Genomic DNA, 14,481 nt, shown 5'->3' with positions numbered 1-14,481 from the left:
CCAGCAATGGCAGAGTGAGGGACTCGGCATTCGCCCAAGGAGTCCTTCTTGACCTCGCTCATGCTCGCAGAAGCCGCCGCCAGCGGCGCGGCGGTCGCTCGCCAACTGGCGACCATCGACCAGGCCCTGGCGGCGCTGGCCGACGACCTCAGGGCCCACCCGCCGCAGTTGGCGCTGACCGTGGCGCGCGGCAGTTCGGACCATGCGGCCAGCTATTTCGCCTACCTGGCCATGGCCCACCTGGGGCTACCGGTGCTGTCGCTGCCGCCTTCGCTGGTGACCCTGCGCCAGGCGCCGCTGCGCGTCGAAGGCCAGCTCGCCCTGGGCTTTTCCCAGTCCGGGCGCAGTCCCGACCTGATCGAGACGCTGTCGGCCCTGGATCGCTACGGCGCCCGCACCGCCGCCCTGGTCAACGAGATCGATTCGCCCTTGGCCCTGGCCTGCCGCCACGCCATCGGCGTGCAGGCCGGCCCCGAACAGAGCGTCGCCGCTACCAAGAGCTTTATCGCCACCCTGGCCGCCGCAGCCCGGCTGATCGCCCACTGGCAGCAGGACGAGACCCTGCTGGCGGCGGGCGCGGCCTTGCCCGAAGCGCTGGATCGCGCGGCCGAACTGAGCTGGGCGCCGGCGCTGCCAGTATTGCGCGATGCCGAGCGCTGCATGGTGGTCGGCCGCGGGCCGGGATTCGCCATCGCCCAGGAGGCCGCGCTCAAGCTCAAGGAGACCTCGGCGCTGCAGGGCGAGGCCTTCAGCGGCGCGGAATTGCAGCACGGCCCCCTGGCGCTGGTGGAGCGCGGCTATCCGCTGCTGATCTTTGCCCTGCGCGGGCCCGAGCAGGCCGGTCTGCTGCACCTGGCGCGGGACCTGCGCGGACGTGGCGCGCGGGTCTTGCTGGCCGCACCGGACGAGGTGGCCGAGCGTGACCTGCCCCTTTCCGTCGCCGGCCATCCGGACCTGGACGGCCTGTTGGCGATCCAGAGCTTCTATCGCATGGCCGCCTTGCTGGCCGAGGCCCGGGGCCAGGACCCGGACCAGCCGCGCCACCTGCGCAAGGTTACCCTCACCCGCTGAGGCGACGATCCTCGGCCCAGGCGCTCCGGCAGCCGGCGCGCCTGTTTTCGCGCCTCAATCCGGAGAGCTAAGTCTTTGGAGCTAGCTGCCGCCGGCTGGTCGACGGGTAATCTGCCAAGCGGTCCACAGAGCCGTTAAGTCGCTGGAAATCGGTCAATTTTTTCTTGTCGCTCCCGGCGATTTGTCTCAGCGTTCGCGCAACGGATGATGAGACAGCCCATATGGACATGCGCGCGATACCTGCGAGCAAGGTCTGCCTGACGACAGGAAACGTCCTCCTGGCAGAACTGCTCAAACCCTTTCTGGAAGAACGCCACGGCATCGAGCTGAGTTGCGCCCGCGAGCTGGACGCAGCCGGCGACGCCGGCCTGGTACTGGTCGATCTCGGCAGCGTGCCCGAGCCGGCGCTGGAGCGCTGGCTGGAAGGCCTGACACCGGCGGTCACGGTGGCCTTTCTCAATGCCAGCGTCGAACAGGCGCTGCCCTGGGTCGAACGCTTTCCCGCCATCCAGGGCGTGTTCGCCCCCCAGGCCAGTCGCGACCAGCTGCTGCAGGGGCTGGGCGCCCTGCTGGCCGGCGAGGACTGGCTGCCCCGCGCCATCCTGGCCCACCTGCTGCGCCGTTCCCGCGAACGCCCGAGCATCGCCGCCGACGGCCTCACCCGCCGCGAGCGGGAGATCCTCCGGCTGGTCGGTCGCGGGCTCTCCAACGCCGCCATCGGCGAGACGCTGTGCCTGAGCACCCACACGGTCAAGAGCCACATGCACAACCTGCTGCGCAAGACCGGCGCAGCCAATCGCGCCGAGGCGGCGCTGCGCTTTCATGCCGGGCAGGACCTGCCGGGATGAAGGCGGTCTGGCTGCTGTTCGGCCTGCTGCTGGCCGGACCGCTGCGGGCCGAGGGCGAGCTGATCCAGGGACTGCTGGTGGACAACACCATCTCCCGCTTCGGCCACGACTTCTATCGCCATTTCGCCGACCGCCTCACCGACACCACCGATCTGGATTTCAACCTGGTGGTGCGCGAACGGCCCTCGGCGCGCTGGGGCAGCCTGGTCTGGGTCGAGTACGAACAGCGGCTGCTCTATCGCCAGTTCATTCCGCCCAACAACAGCGAACTCAAGGATGCCGCCTACGCCGCGGCGGACCAGGTCCACGAGGGCATCACCCGACGCCGCCTGGAAAATCTGCTGCAGGACACTTTCGACATGGAAAAGGACGAGTTATGAACGCGCACGCCTGGAAGGCCCTGCCCCTGCTCTGCACCCTGTGCGTCGCCCCGGCCATGGCGACCGAACTGGTCTATACGCCGGTGAATCCGTCCTTTGGCGGCAATCCGCTCAACGGCACCTACCTGCTGAACAACGCCACCGCCCAGGATCGCCACAAGGATCCCGACCTGCGCAGCAGCGCCAGCAGCCAGTCGCCCCTCGAGCGTTTCACCAGCCAGCTGGAATCGCGGCTGCTGTCCCAGGTGCTGACCGACATCAAGGACGGCAACTCGGGCACCCTCTCCACCGACCAGTTCATCGTCAACATCGTCGACGACTCCGGCAACCTGACCGTGCAGATCACCGATCGCGGTACCGGGGAGATTTCGGAAATCTCCGTCAACGGCTTCAACCAACCCTGAGCACGGATGCCTGCCATGAACGCCTTTTCCCTGGCGGCGGCCCTGACCGCCGCCCTCGTCCTGACCGGCTGCGTGCGCGATCCCATGCCCGCCGAACAGAACGCCGCGCCGACCCTGACGCCGCGTGCCTCCACCTACTACGACCTGCTGGCGCTGCCGCCGCCCAAAGGTCCGCTGGTGGCCGCCGTCTACGGCTTCCGCGACCAGACCGGGCAATACAAGCCCAATCCGGCCAGCTCCTTTTCCACCGCCGTCACCCAGGGCGCCGGCAGCATGCTGGTGGACGCCCTGCAGGCCAGCGGCTGGTTCGTGGTGCTCGAACGCGAGGGCCTGCAGAACCTGCTGACCGAGCGCAAGATCATCCGTGCCACCCAGAACAAGCCGGACCTGCCGGAGAATCTGCAGCAGGCGCTGCCCTCGCTGCAGGCGGCCAACCTGCTGCTGGAAGGTGGCGTGGTGGCCTACGACACCAACGTGCGCAGCGGCGGCGAAGGGGCGCGCTACCTGGGCATCGGCCTGTCCGAGGAATACCGGGTGGATCAGGTGACGGTCAATCTGCGCGCCATCGACACCCGCAGCGGTCGGGTGCTGGCCAATGTCATGACCTCCAAGACCATCTATTCCATCGGCCGCCAGGCCGGGGTCTTCAAGTTCATCGAATTCAAGAAGCTGCTCGAAGCCGAGTCCGGCTACACCACCAACGAGCCGGCGCAGCTGTGCGTGCTCTCGGCCATCGAGGCGGCGGTCGCCCATCTGGTCGCCCAGGGCGTGGAGCGGCGGCTGTGGCTGGTGGCCGACGGTCGCGATCCGCGGGATCCGGCGCTGACCAAGTACCTGGAGCCGACCCGGCGCTAGGGATTAAGCCGCCAGCCCCGCGGGATTCGCTCCCTGGAGCGATAGCGATGGGCCAGGCGGCTCCGGACAATGCCAGGCGGAGAATCCAAGGCAGTGATGGTGACAGAGATGCGCAGCCCAACCCGCGGCCTGATCGTGGTCCTTGCCCTGGTACTCGGCCTGGACGCCCTGGCGTCGGCCGCCGATCTCATGGAGACCGACGACCTGGGGCAGGCGCCCGCAGCCGGGCGCGAAGCCGCCATCCGCCAGGTCGGCGTAGGCAACCAGGCGCTCATCGACCAGCGTGGCACCGCGCTGCGCGCCCAGATCGCCCAGAGCGGCGCCGCCCAGGAAGCCCGCATCCTGCAGGATGGCACGGAACTGAGCGCGGTCATCCTCCAGGGCGGCTACGGCAACGTGGCGCGCATCGAGCAGGTCGGCAGCGGCAACCAGGCCGACATCCTGCAACTCGGCGTCCAGGGCAACGCCCGCATCGAACAGCACGGCTCGGGCCTGTCCAGCCGCATCGTCCAGTACGGAAGCAACCAGAACACGGTGGTACGTCAGTACCGCTGATGGCACTCATGGAGATCAGACAGATGTTTCTACTCAGGCCCCTGGCCGCCCTGACGCTGGCCCTCGTGGCGGCCAACGCCTTCGCCCAGAACAGCACCGCCACCGTCCAGCAGGATGGCAACAGCGGCACCATCACCCTGGACCAGAGCGGCCCCGGCAACAGCGCGTCGCTCTATCAGCTGCAGGGCGAAGGCAACACGATCAGCGTGGTCCAGACCGGCGCCAGCAGCGCCACCATCACCCAGGGCGGCGATGTCTACGGCTACGCCCAGGGCAACGTGGCGAACCTGCGCCAGGAAGGCGGCAGCAACGTCCATACCCTGGCCCAGGACGGCTTCGGCAACCAGGCCAGCATCACCTCCGTAGGCAGCAACAGCGGCGCCCTGGTCCAGTCGGCCTCCAGCGCCCAGCTAACCCTGGAGCAGAATGGCGACAACAACCAGGTCCGCGTCGACCAGAGCGGCGATGCCGTGACGGCCACCCTCAGTCAGACCGGTACCGACAACCGCATCGACCTGACCCAGCAGGGCTACTCGGTCGACACCGTGGAGCTGACCCAGCGCGGCCAGGCCAACGTCGCCACGGTGCTCTCCTCCGGCAAGTTCAACGAACTGAGCTTTACCCAGGACGGCAATCGCAACACCCTGAACGTCAACCAGGCCGGTCGCGGCAATCGCTTCAGCGGCAGCTCCACCGGCGACGACAACCTGGCCAGCGTCACCGTCCAGGGCGACAGCAACCAGACCAGCATCGTCCAGACCGGCAACGGCAACGAAGCGCGTCTCGACGTTACCAGTGCCATCAGCACGGCCAGCGTCAGCCAGGTCGGCGACAGCAACCGCGCGAGCATCCTGCAGACCTCGGCCAACTTCAACGGCTTCAACGACAGCGCGCAGATCTCGCAGAGCGGCTTCGGCAACAGCGCCACCATCAACCAGCGGTGAAACCCGTCGCCTGGCTAATCGCGGCCCTCCTGCCCCTGGCGGGCGGCGCCGCGGCCAGCGCCCGCCTGGAGCTGCAGCCGCAACCGGCGGGCGCTCAGGTGGAGCTGTGCTTCGCCGACGAAGACACGCCCCTGCGCTACGAACTCATCGTCGAATTGCACGGCCCGGGGGGCGTCGCCCGCACGCGCCAGGCCGGCGAGGCCAGGGGTGACGGCTGCCCGGTGATCACGCGCCTGGGCGCGGCGCCAGGCAGCCTGATCAAGGCCAGGCTGAGTTGGCAGCGGCAGGGCCAGGCGCAGCCCGCCATCGAGCGACGCCTGCAGCTGTAGCTCGGCACAGAGGTTTCACGTGGAACCCTGGGCTACAGGGTCAGCGGCAATTCCAGCGGGGTCTGCTGCCGCGCCGCCAGGCGCTGCTGGAATTCGGCCGGATCATGGATCAGCACGTCCTGACCGGCAAAGGCCTGAGCGGCGATCAGGCGTGACAGCCAGAAGCGTACGCAGGCGACCCGCAGCAGCACCGGCCACAACTCGGCTTCGCGCGGCGTGAAGTGGCGGTCGGCGGCATAGGCTGCCAGCAGCGCCCGGGCGCGTGGCAGGTCCAGCGCGCCGCTCTCGGTGGAGCACCAGTCGTTCACCGTGATGGCGAGGTCATAGAGCATCCAGCCGGAACTGGCGTTGTAGAAGTCGATGACGCCCGACAGCCGGGGGCCGTCGAACATCACGTTGTCGCGGAACAGGTCGCCGTGCAGATTGGCCTCGGGCAGCGGCGGCTGCTCGCTCAGCAACTCGCGGATCTCCGCCAGGGTGCGCTCCAGCAATGGCCGGGCGGTCGCGTCCAGGGTCGGCGCCAGGCGCTCGCCTTCGGCCAGCATCCAGGCCAGGCCGCGATCACTGGCGCGTTCGATGCGTTTTTCACCCGCAGTAGCCCGGTGCAGATGGCCCAGCAGGTGGCCGACTTCGCTGCAGTGATGGGGATTGGGTGCACGCTCGTGGCGACCGGCCAGGCGCGGTTGCAGCAGCGCCGGCTTGCCGGCCAGTTCGCGCAGGGCCTGGCCATCCTGGGTGCGCACCGCATAGGGCACCGGCAGGTCGGCGTCGTGGAGGACGTCGAGCAGTTCGATGAAGAACGGCATCTCCGCCACCGGGCCGCGCTCCACCAGGGTCAGGACGAATTCGCCGCCTTCCAGGCTGATGAAGTAGTTGGTGTTTTCCGAGCCCTCGGCGATGCCCCGGAAATCCCGCAGCCGGCCCAGGCCATAGGGCGCGAGAAAGGCTTCGAGGGTGGGACGATCGAGGGGCGTGAAAACGGACATGACGGGGCCTGGCGGAGGAATGTGCGAGCGGCGCGCAGTTTACCGGTCCAGGCGCCTTGCGCCTACCAGCTGAACAGGCGCCAGCTGGGGACGTGCAGGGTCGGCTTGTCGTTGGCGGCGGTGCTGCTGCCATCGGCGGGCACCAGTTCGTAGGGCGCGCCATGCTTGGGGATGACCCGGGTGGACTGCAGCACGCCGCGGATGCGCGTCTCCTCGATGGTCTGGTCGCCGGCCTGATAGCGGATCACCTTGATCTCGTCAGGCAGGGGCTTTTCGCCCGGTGGCAGCGGTTCCGCGGCCTGGACCAGCGGCGCCAGCAGCAACGCGGCGAAGAGGAAGCGACGAGCACCCATGGTAACCTTTGACCTTTTGAACGGAGCGAGTGGTCGATTCTAGAACCCGGCCTTGCAGTCGTCGAGACTGGCCGGACAGACGCCGCACACGCCACGACAAAGGTCTAGACCATGAGCCACGCCCCTCTCGTCCTGGTGGACGGTTCCTCCTATCTCTATCGCGCCTTCCACGCCCTGCCGCCGCTGATGACCTCCACCGGCAAGCCGACCGGCGCGGTGAAGGGCGTGCTCAACATGCTGCTCTCGCTGCGCCGCCAGTATCCGGACAGCCTCTTCGCGGTGGTCTTCGACGCCAAGGGCCCGACCTTCCGCGACGAACTCTTCGCCGACTACAAGGCCCAGCGACCGGCCATGCCCGACGACCTGCGCGGCCAGGTCGAGCCGCTGCACGCCTGCATCCGCGCCCTGGGCCTGCCGCTGCTGGCCGTCGAAGGGGTGGAAGCCGACGACGTCATCGGCACCCTCGCCCGCCACTGCGCCAGCGCCGAGCGCCCGGTGGTGATCTCCACCGGCGACAAGGACATGGCCCAGCTGGTCTGCCCCTATGTCACCCTGGTCAACACCATGAGCGGCAGCGTGCTGGACGTGGAAGGGGTCAGGACCAAGTTCGGCGTGGGTCCGGAGCTGATCATCGACTACCTGGCGCTGATGGGCGACAAGATCGACAACATCCCCGGGGTGCCCGGGGTGGGCGAGAAGACCGCCGCCGGCCTGCTCAATGGCATCGGCGGTGGCCTGGATACCCTCTACGCCAACCTCGACGCGGTGGCCGCCCTGCCCCTGCGCGGCGCCAAGTCGCTGGCCGCCAAGCTGGACCAGCATCGCGAGCAGGCCTATCTGTCCTATCAGCTGGCGACCATCAAGCTGGACGTGCCGCTGGACCTCACCTTCGAGGAACTCAAGGTCGGCGAGCCCCATGTGGAAGCCCTGATGGCGCTCTACCAGGAGCTGGAATTCAAGTCCTGGCTGGATGAGCTGATCCGCGACACCAAGCGCCAGGGCGCGCCCCTGCCGCTGGCCGAGGATGCCGCCACCACCCAGGTGGAAACCCATTACGACACCGTGCTGGAGCAGGCCGACTTCGACGCCTGGCTAGCGCGCCTGCAAGCCGCCGACTGCTTCGCCTTCGACACCGAGACCACCAGCATCGATGCCCAGCGCGCCGAGCTGGTGGGCCTGTCCTTTGCCGTGGCGACGGGCCAGGCTGCCTATGTGCCCCTGGCCCACAGTTACATGGGCGCGCCGACCCAGCTCGGTCTGGAGCCGGTATTGGCGGCGCTCAAGCCGCTGCTGGAAGACCCGGCCAAGCTCAAGGTCATGCAGCACGGCAAGTACGACCTCAATGTGCTGACCCGCTACGGCATCACGATCCAGGGCATCGCCTTCGACACCATGCTCGAATCCTATGTGCTGGACGCCACCGGCACCCGTCACGACATGGACAGCCTGGCGCTCAAGTACCTGGGCCACAGCACCATCCGTTTCGAGGACATCGCCGGCAAGGGCGCCAAGCAGCTGACCTTCGACCAGATCGCCATCGAGCAGGCCGGGCCCTATGCCGCCGAGGATGCCGACGTCACCCTGCGCCTGCATGAGACCCTCTGGCCCAGGCTGGAGGCCGTGCCGGGCCTGGCCGCGGTGCTGCGCGACATCGAGATGCCGCTGGTGCCGGCGCTGGCGCGCATCGAGCGCAACGGCGCCCTGGTGGATTCGGCGCTGCTCGGGGTGCAGAGCCGCGAGCTGGGCGAGAAGATGATCGCCCTGGAAAAGGAGGCCTATGAGCTGGCCGGCCAGGAATTCAACCTGGGTTCGCCCAAGCAGCTGGGCGAGATCCTCTTCGTCAAGCTGGGTCTGCCGGTGGTCAGCAAGACCGCTTCCGGCCAGCCCTCCACCGCCGAGGCGGTGCTGCAGGAACTGGCCGACCAGGACTTCCCGCTGCCCAAGGTGCTGATGCAGTACCGGCAGATGAGCAAGCTCAAGAGCACCTACACCGACAAGCTGCCGCAGCAGATCAATCCGCGCACTGGGCGCATCCACACCAGCTACCACCAGGCGGTGACGGCTACCGGGCGGCTGTCGTCCAGCGACCCGAATCTGCAGAACATTCCGATCCGCACTGCCGAGGGCCGGCGCATCCGCCAGGCCTTCGTCGCACCCAAAGGCTATCGCCTACTGGCGGCGGACTATTCGCAGATCGAATTGCGCATCATGGCCCACCTGGCCCAGGACGAAGGCCTGCTGCACGCCTTCCAGAACGATCTGGACGTGCACCGCGCCACCGCCGCCGAGGTGATGGGCGTGCCCCTGGAAGAGGTCAGCAACGAGGACCGTCGCCGCGCCAAGGCCATCAACTTCGGCCTGATCTACGGCATGAGCGCCTTTGGCCTTGCCAAGCAGATCGGCGTCGGCCGCGCCGAGGCCCAGGCCTATATCGATCGCTATTTCCAGCGCTATCCGGGCGTGCTGGCCTACATGGAGCGCACCCGCGCCCAGGTGGTAGACCAGGGCTACGTGGAGACCCTCTATGGCCGCCGGCTGTACCTGCCGGACATCCACTCCAAGAACCAGGGCCTGCGTCGCGCGGCCGAGCGGGCGGCGATCAACGCGCCCATGCAGGGCACCGCGGCGGACATCATCAAGCGCGCCATGATCGCCGTGGACAGCTGGCTGCAATCGACCCCCGAGCTGGATGCCCGGGTGATCCTGCAGGTACACGACGAACTGGTGCTGGAGGTCCGCGAAGACCAGGTGGAGCTGCTGCGCGAAGGCCTGCTGCCGCTGATGAGCGGCGCCGGCGAGCTGGACGTACCGCTGCTGGTGGAGTCGGGGGTGGGTGGCAATTGGGATGAGGCGCACTGATCTGTACGCCTGACTGGGTTTGATCGCGGCCATGGCGGTCCGCCAATGCGGCCGCTCCTACAGGTTTAGATCTCACTGTAGGAGCGGCCCATGGCCGCGATTCAGACACCGTAGCTTGGAAACGGAACAGCCATGTCCATCTGAGGCCTGGGTGCCGCCTCCCCTCACCCCAGCCCTCTCCCAGGGGGAGAGGGAGCGGTTTGGAGTATGGCTTCGACACCGTGGCACCGTAGCGTGGAAAACGGCGCAGCCTTTTCCACCTGAGACTCAGGTGCCAAGGGCGCCCTCACCCCAGCCCTCTCCCAAGAGGAGAGGGGGCGGTTTGGAGCGTGGCTTCGACACCGTGGCACCGTAGCGTGGAAAACGGCGTAGCCTTTTCCACTTGAGGCTTGGGTGCCGGGGCTTCCCTCACCCCAGCCCTCTCCCGGAGGGAGAGGGGGTGGTTTGGAGCGTGGCTTCGGCTCCGTGGCACCGTAGCGTGGAAAACGGCGCAGCCTTTTCCACTTGAAACTCGGGTGCCAAGGGGGCCCTCACCCCGGCCCTCTCCCAGGGGGAGAGGGGGTAAAGCCTCAGCGCACCACGCCTTCCTCGCGCAATACCTTGAAGATGGCGGCCGCGGCCGCTTCCGGGGTCAGGTCCTTGAGGACCTGGCCGCCGTCGCCGGAAGCCTTGGCCGTGGCGGCCTTGAAGCGGTCGGCGGCGGTCTTGGCCTTGATCACCTTGAGGCGCTTGGGGCGGGCCTTGGCGGGCTGCAATTCGCCGCTGTCGAACAGACTGTCCTGCACGATCTCGGTGGTCTCCACCTGCAACTCGCCCCGCCGGGCCGGGCCAAAGGCGCTTTGCCGCGGCGCCGGGGCGGCGCTGTCGACGCTGGCGACGAAGGGCAGCCGTACCCGCAGCCGACGGCGCTGACCACGCGGCAGGGCCTGGAGTACGGTCGCCTGGCCACCTTCCACGACTTCCACCGCGGCGAGGCCGACCACCAGCGGCCAGCCAAGGGTCTCGGCCAGCAGATAGGGCAGCAGGCCCGAGCCCTCGCCGGTTTCCGCCTGGCTGCCGGTCAGCACCAAGCCGGCGCCAACGTCGCGCAGGGTATCGCCGAGGGCTGGCAGGGCATCGGCGCCTGGCGGTTGTTCCAGTACGTGCAGGGCCGGCACGCCCATGCCCAGATAGCCGCGCAAGGCCTCTTCGGCGGGATCACCGGCGTGCAGCACGCGCAGCTTGTCACCCACTAGGCGCAGGCCCAGTTCGACGGCGCGGGCATCCTGCTCCGCCCGCCGGGCCCGCCCGGAGGTGGGGTGGGCGCCGACGGAGACCAGGGCCACGACCTTGACGCCGTCCAGCGACGGCAGCTTCTGCTCAGGCGACATCCTGCAACTCCCCTGCCCGCTGTTGTTCGACCAGCCGCGCCAGGGCGGCCAGGATGGCGTCACCATTGCCGATCACCGAAAGATCGGCGCGCTTGACCATGTCGCAACCCGGATTGGTATTGATGGCGATGACCTTGTCGCAACTGGCGATGCCCTGCAGATGCTGCACGGCGCCGGAGATACCCACGGCCAGATAGACCCGCGCGGTGACCCAGGTCCCGGTCGCACCTACCTGACGATTGCGCGGCATGTGGCCGTCGTCCACCGCCACCCGCGAGGCGCCTTCGGTGGCACCGAGGATGGCGGCGGTGCTGTGGAACAGATCCCAGTCGCGGATGCCGTTGCCGCCGGAGAGGATGAATTCGGCCTCGCCCAGGGGAATCTGCATAGGGTCCACGGCGACCGGGCCGAGGTCCTCAATGCGCGGCAGGTGGCGGGCGATGTTGCCGCCGAGGGTGACCGGCAGGACCTCGTGACGGGTCTCGCCGACCGGCTCCGCGCACTCCGGCAGGGCCAGCACCAGGCGCGGCAGCGGCTGCTGCAGATCCTGGCGACCGGCACCGGCGCGGCCGGTGGCCAGACCGTCCTTGACCTGCCAGACGCGGGTCGCAGGGCGCTCGTGCAGGGCCGCGCCCAGGCGCCGACCCAGTTCGCCGCCACCGCTGCGGCTGTCGGGCAGCAGCCAGTGACGCGGCTGCAGTTCATTGTCTACCGCGCGCAGCGCCAGCACCCGCTGCTCGGGGGCATAGCCCTGGAATTGCTCGCCGTCCAGATGCAGCAGGCGATCCACGCCGGCGGTATCGAAGGCGGTTTCCTTGACCTCGCCGAAGACCACCGCCAGCACGGCGCCCTCGGCGCCGGCCAGTTGCCGAGCCAGGCCCAGCAGGTCGCGGTCATGGGCGGTCAGGCGACCGCTGACCAGGTCCGGAACCACGGCGATGTGGAAGGCCGGCTCGGCGATGCGGTGCAGCGGCAGCTGTTCTTCCACCGCCTGGGCGGCGCCACGGCGGCCGCCGCCCTGCTGGGCGCCGCTGCGATCGATCCGCTTGACGCCCTGGGGGCCGACGAAACCGGCCGCCGCGGCATGGGGATTCTTGCGGACCAGGCCATTGGGGCCCATCCAGCGGACTTCGGCCTCGGCGCTGCTGGCGATACTGGCGTGCAGCGGATGCAGACGGTTGCGCGCGATCCACTCGCGGCGCGGATCGCGACGGATGATGCTCATGCTGGGCGCTCCGTTTGGAAATGGCCGGTGAGGTGCGCGGTGGGCCCCTCACCCCAGCCCTCTCCCCTGAGGGGAGAGGGGGTAAAAGCGGTGAACACCGGGACGTGTCTGGCACACCTGGCCATCCCCTCTCCCCTCGGGGAGAGGGCCAGGGTGAGGGGGCTACCAAACCCACTCACGACAGCGCCTCCGCCACCGGCCGCCGCGCAGCCGCAGGCTTGCTGTCCACCGGCGCCTCGACGATGGCCTCGGCCACCAGTTCGGCGATGTCCTTGATCTCCGGACGCGGGGCGACCACGCCTTCCAGCATCAGGGTGCACTGGGGGCAACCCACGGCCACCAGCTCGGCGCCGGTTTCCTTGATGTCGGCCATGCGCATGTCGGGGATCCGCTGCTTGCCGGGGATGTCTGTGATGGGGGCGCCACCGCCACCGCCGCAGCAGCGCGAACGGAAGCCGGAACGCTCCATCTCCTTGACCGCGATGCCCAGCGCCTTGAGCACCGCGCGCGGCGCCTCGTACTCGCCGTTGTAGCGGCCCAGATAGCAGGGATCGTGATAGGTGATGGTGGCGCCCTGCTCGGCCAGGGCGTGCTGTCCGAGGTGCAGGGTGCCGCGGCTGAGCAGGGTCTCGATGAAGGTGCTGTGGTGCTGCACCTGGTAGTTGCCGCCCAGGGCGCCGTATTCGTTCTTGAGCAGATGGAAGCTGTGCGGATCGCAGGAGACGATGGTCTGGAAGCGATACTTGCCCAGGGTCTCGATGTTGCGTCTGGCCAGTTGCTGGAAGGTCGCCTCGTCACCCAGGCGACGGGCCACGTCACCACTGTCGCGCTCTTCCAGGCCGAGCACGGCGAAGTCCACCTTGGCCGCCTTGAGCACCTTGACGAAGGCGCGCAAGGTGCGCTGGTTGCGCATGTCGAAGGCACCGTCGCCGACCCAGAACAGCACCTCGGCCTGGCCCTTGTCCTTCATCAGCGGCAGGTCCAGGTCGGCGGCCCAGTTCAGGCGGCCACCGGGGGCGAAGCCGCCGGGGTTGTCGGTGGCGATGAGGTTTTCCAGCACCTCGGCGCCCTTGTTCGGCGTCTCGCCGCGTTCCAGGGTCAGGTGCCGGCGCATGTCGACGATGGCATCGACGTGCTCGATCATCATCGGGCATTCCTCGACGCAGGCGCGGCAGGTGGTGCAGGACCAGAGGGTCTCGGCATCCACCAGGGCCTTGCCCTGGCGCGCCACGATCGGCAGGTGCGGACCGCCGGCGTGCTCGCCGACCGGCTTGCCGGGATAGGGCGAGCCGAAGTAGCGGGCATCGCTGCCGCCCTTGAGGCCGACGACCATGTCCTGGATCAGCTTCTTGGGATTGAGCGGCTGGCCGGCGGCGAAGGCCGGGCACATGGCTTCGCAGCGACCGCACTGGACGCAGGCGTCGAAGCCGAGCAGCTGGTTCCAGGTGAAGTCGGCGGGTTTTTCCACCCCCAGCGGCGCCTTGGGATCGTGCAGGTCCAGCGCCTTGAGACCGCTGGAGCGGGCGGCGCTGGCGTTGTGCGGGGTGCTGAAGCGCTCGGCGCGACGGTGCCAGGCCAGGTGCAGGGCACCGGCGAAGGCGTGCTTGATGGGACCGCCCCAGGTCATGCCGAGGAACAGTTCGGACACGCCCCAGGCCACGCCCACCGCCAGCACCGCGGCCAACAGCCAGCCGCCGAAGTCCGGCGGCAGGATGCCGGCGACCGGCAGGGTGGCGATGAAGAAGCTCGCGGCAAAGGCCAGCAGACTCTTGGGCAGGCGCATCCAGGGGCCCTTGGACAGCCGCGCCGGCGGATTGCGGCGGCGCCTGGCGACGAACAGGGCGCCGGTGAACATGCAGGCGGTGGCCGCCAGCAGCGCCCAGCCGAGGATGCGGCTGTGCAGGCCGAAGCCATGCACCAGGATGGCCAAGAGCGCCGCCAGGACGAAGCCGCCGGCGGTGGCCACGTGGGTCTTGGAGATGTACTTGTCGCGGTCGACCACGTGGTGCAGATCCACCAGGTAGCGCCGCGGCATCTTCAGCAGCCCGCCCAGCCAGTCGACCTCGGCCGGACGCCCCTGTCGCCAGAGGCTGAAGCGGCGCACGGCACCGATCACGGTGAGGGCCAGGGCGGCGAAGAGCAGGATGGGGAGGATGGTACTGAGCATTGCGGGTCTCCCTACGGGACCTCGGGTGGCGGCGGATCACCTCCTCTCCCTGGGGAGAAAGCCGAGATGGAGAGCCCGCTTTGACGCCAAGGCGTCAGCTGGGCCCCTCACCCCCGCCCTCTCCCTCAGGGAGAG

General features: G+C 68.6%; 14 protein-coding genes. 9 read left to right on the top strand and 5 right to left on the bottom strand.

Translation table 11 applies throughout. The features are described 5' to 3' along the window. Positions 1-60 precede the first annotated feature (60 nt). The 8 genes from ACZ5R1_RS00675 to ACZ5R1_RS00640 all read left to right on the top strand — a co-directional run bounded on the left by ACZ5R1_RS00675 (position 61) and on the right by ACZ5R1_RS00640 (position 5,386). Positions 61-1,071 (top strand): SIS domain-containing protein, encoded by a 1,011-nt coding sequence (locus ACZ5R1_RS00675; protein ID WP_042135443.1) that lies wholly within the window; start codon positions 61-63, stop codon positions 1,069-1,071. Between the two features lie 227 nt (positions 1,072-1,298). After that, positions 1,299-1,919, top strand: a complete 621-nt coding sequence (locus tag ACZ5R1_RS00670; protein WP_223855396.1) for a helix-turn-helix transcriptional regulator — start codon at positions 1,299-1,301, stop codon at positions 1,917-1,919. Further along, positions 1,916-2,299, top strand: coding sequence for a curli production assembly/transport protein CsgE (csgE, locus tag ACZ5R1_RS00665; RefSeq protein ID WP_027597323.1), 384 nt, complete (start codon positions 1,916-1,918; stop codon positions 2,297-2,299). The genes ACZ5R1_RS00670 and csgE overlap by 4 nt, the downstream gene beginning before the upstream one ends. Then, positions 2,296-2,703 (top strand): curli assembly protein CsgF, encoded by a 408-nt coding sequence (locus ACZ5R1_RS00660; protein WP_042135131.1) that lies wholly within the window; start codon positions 2,296-2,298, stop codon positions 2,701-2,703. The genes csgE and ACZ5R1_RS00660 overlap by 4 nt, the downstream gene beginning before the upstream one ends. Positions 2,704-2,718: 15 nt before the next feature. Then, a complete protein-coding gene (locus ACZ5R1_RS00655; RefSeq protein ID WP_017641598.1) occupies positions 2,719-3,558 on the top strand; it encodes a CsgG/HfaB family protein in 840 nt (279 codons plus the stop codon). Between the two features lie 108 nt (positions 3,559-3,666). Continuing rightward, the gene (locus ACZ5R1_RS00650; RefSeq protein WP_042135128.1) at positions 3,667-4,113 is read left to right on the top strand and encodes a curli fiber surface-exposed nucleator CsgB; all 447 of its coding nucleotides are present in this window, start codon (positions 3,667-3,669) and stop codon (positions 4,111-4,113) included. Positions 4,114-4,136: 23 nt separating this feature from the next. Next, complete coding sequence (locus tag ACZ5R1_RS00645) at positions 4,137-5,057, top strand: hypothetical protein (RefSeq protein WP_255211812.1); 921 nt, start codon at positions 4,137-4,139, stop codon at positions 5,055-5,057. Continuing rightward, positions 5,054-5,386 carry a hypothetical protein gene (locus tag ACZ5R1_RS00640; RefSeq protein ID WP_042135124.1) on the top strand — a complete coding sequence of 111 codons (333 nt, stop codon included), beginning with the start codon at positions 5,054-5,056 and terminating at the stop codon, positions 5,384-5,386. The genes ACZ5R1_RS00645 and ACZ5R1_RS00640 overlap by 4 nt, the downstream gene beginning before the upstream one ends. A gap of 32 nt (positions 5,387-5,418) precedes the next feature. Here the strand turns inward: ACZ5R1_RS00640 and ACZ5R1_RS00635 are convergent, their stop codons facing one another. Both ACZ5R1_RS00635 and ACZ5R1_RS00630 read right to left on the bottom strand, forming a co-directional pair. Next, positions 5,419-6,372 carry a homoserine kinase gene (locus ACZ5R1_RS00635; protein WP_027597318.1) on the bottom strand — a complete coding sequence of 318 codons (954 nt, stop codon included), beginning with the start codon at positions 6,370-6,372 and terminating at the stop codon, positions 5,419-5,421. Between the two features lie 62 nt (positions 6,373-6,434). Further along, positions 6,435-6,725: a DUF2782 domain-containing protein gene (locus ACZ5R1_RS00630; protein ID WP_027597317.1), complete on the bottom strand. Its 291-nt coding sequence runs from the start codon at positions 6,723-6,725 to the stop codon at positions 6,435-6,437. A 111-nt stretch (positions 6,726-6,836) separates the two neighbouring features. On the opposite strand from ACZ5R1_RS00630, the gene polA reads away from it, so the two are divergent. Continuing rightward, positions 6,837-9,584, top strand: coding sequence for a DNA polymerase I (polA, locus tag ACZ5R1_RS00625; RefSeq protein ID WP_042135122.1), 2,748 nt, complete (start codon positions 6,837-6,839; stop codon positions 9,582-9,584). A 569-nt stretch (positions 9,585-10,153) separates the two neighbouring features. On the opposite strand, the gene etfB is transcribed toward polA, so the two are convergent. The 3 genes from etfB to dgcB all read right to left on the bottom strand — a co-directional run bounded on the left by etfB (position 10,154) and on the right by dgcB (position 14,346). Next, complete coding sequence (gene etfB, locus ACZ5R1_RS00620) at positions 10,154-10,954, bottom strand: electron transfer flavoprotein subunit beta (protein ID WP_042135119.1); 801 nt, start codon at positions 10,952-10,954, stop codon at positions 10,154-10,156. Further along, positions 10,944-12,179 carry an electron transfer flavoprotein subunit alpha gene (etfA, locus tag ACZ5R1_RS00615; protein ID WP_027600579.1) on the bottom strand — a complete coding sequence of 412 codons (1,236 nt, stop codon included), beginning with the start codon at positions 12,177-12,179 and terminating at the stop codon, positions 10,944-10,946. Before etfA ends, etfB begins: the two co-directional genes overlap by 11 nt. A 175-nt stretch (positions 12,180-12,354) precedes the next feature. Next, on the bottom strand, positions 12,355-14,346 hold the full coding sequence (gene dgcB / locus ACZ5R1_RS00610) for a dimethylglycine demethylation protein DgcB (RefSeq protein WP_042135115.1): 1,992 nt from the start codon (positions 14,344-14,346) through the stop codon (positions 12,355-12,357). Positions 14,347-14,481 lie beyond the last annotated feature (135 nt).

The sequence above is a fragment of the Pseudomonas sp. Pso3 genome (assembly GCF_055393275.1).
The sequence above is the reverse complement of the archived record's forward strand: the minus strand, read 5'-3'. Positions and strand labels throughout refer to the sequence as shown.

Bases quoted from the DNA above. Each gene is read 5' to 3' on its own strand.
- ACZ5R1_RS00675 (WP_042135443.1), top strand. From the start codon at position 61: ATGCTCGCAGAAGCCGCCGCCAGCGGCGCGGCGGTCGCTCGCCAACTG.
- ACZ5R1_RS00670 (WP_223855396.1), top strand. From the start codon at position 1,299: ATGCGCGCGATACCTGCGAGCAAGGTCTGCCTGACGACAGGAAACGTC.
- csgE (WP_027597323.1), top strand. From the start codon at position 1,916: ATGAAGGCGGTCTGGCTGCTGTTCGGCCTGCTGCTGGCCGGACCGCTG.
- ACZ5R1_RS00660 (WP_042135131.1), top strand. From the start codon at position 2,296: ATGAACGCGCACGCCTGGAAGGCCCTGCCCCTGCTCTGCACCCTGTGC.
- ACZ5R1_RS00655 (WP_017641598.1), top strand. From the start codon at position 2,719: ATGAACGCCTTTTCCCTGGCGGCGGCCCTGACCGCCGCCCTCGTCCTG.
- ACZ5R1_RS00650 (WP_042135128.1), top strand. From the start codon at position 3,667: ATGCGCAGCCCAACCCGCGGCCTGATCGTGGTCCTTGCCCTGGTACTC.
- ACZ5R1_RS00645 (WP_255211812.1), top strand. From the start codon at position 4,137: ATGTTTCTACTCAGGCCCCTGGCCGCCCTGACGCTGGCCCTCGTGGCG.
- ACZ5R1_RS00635 (WP_027597318.1), bottom strand. From the start codon at position 6,372: ATGTCCGTTTTCACGCCCCTCGATCGTCCCACCCTCGAAGCCTTTCTC.
- ACZ5R1_RS00630 (WP_027597317.1), bottom strand. From the start codon at position 6,725: ATGGGTGCTCGTCGCTTCCTCTTCGCCGCGTTGCTGCTGGCGCCGCTG.
- polA (WP_042135122.1), top strand. From the start codon at position 6,837: ATGAGCCACGCCCCTCTCGTCCTGGTGGACGGTTCCTCCTATCTCTAT.
- etfB (WP_042135119.1), bottom strand. From the start codon at position 10,954: ATGTCGCCTGAGCAGAAGCTGCCGTCGCTGGACGGCGTCAAGGTCGTG.
- etfA (WP_027600579.1), bottom strand. From the start codon at position 12,179: ATGAGCATCATCCGTCGCGATCCGCGCCGCGAGTGGATCGCGCGCAAC.
- dgcB (WP_042135115.1), bottom strand. From the start codon at position 14,346: ATGCTCAGTACCATCCTCCCCATCCTGCTCTTCGCCGCCCTGGCCCTC.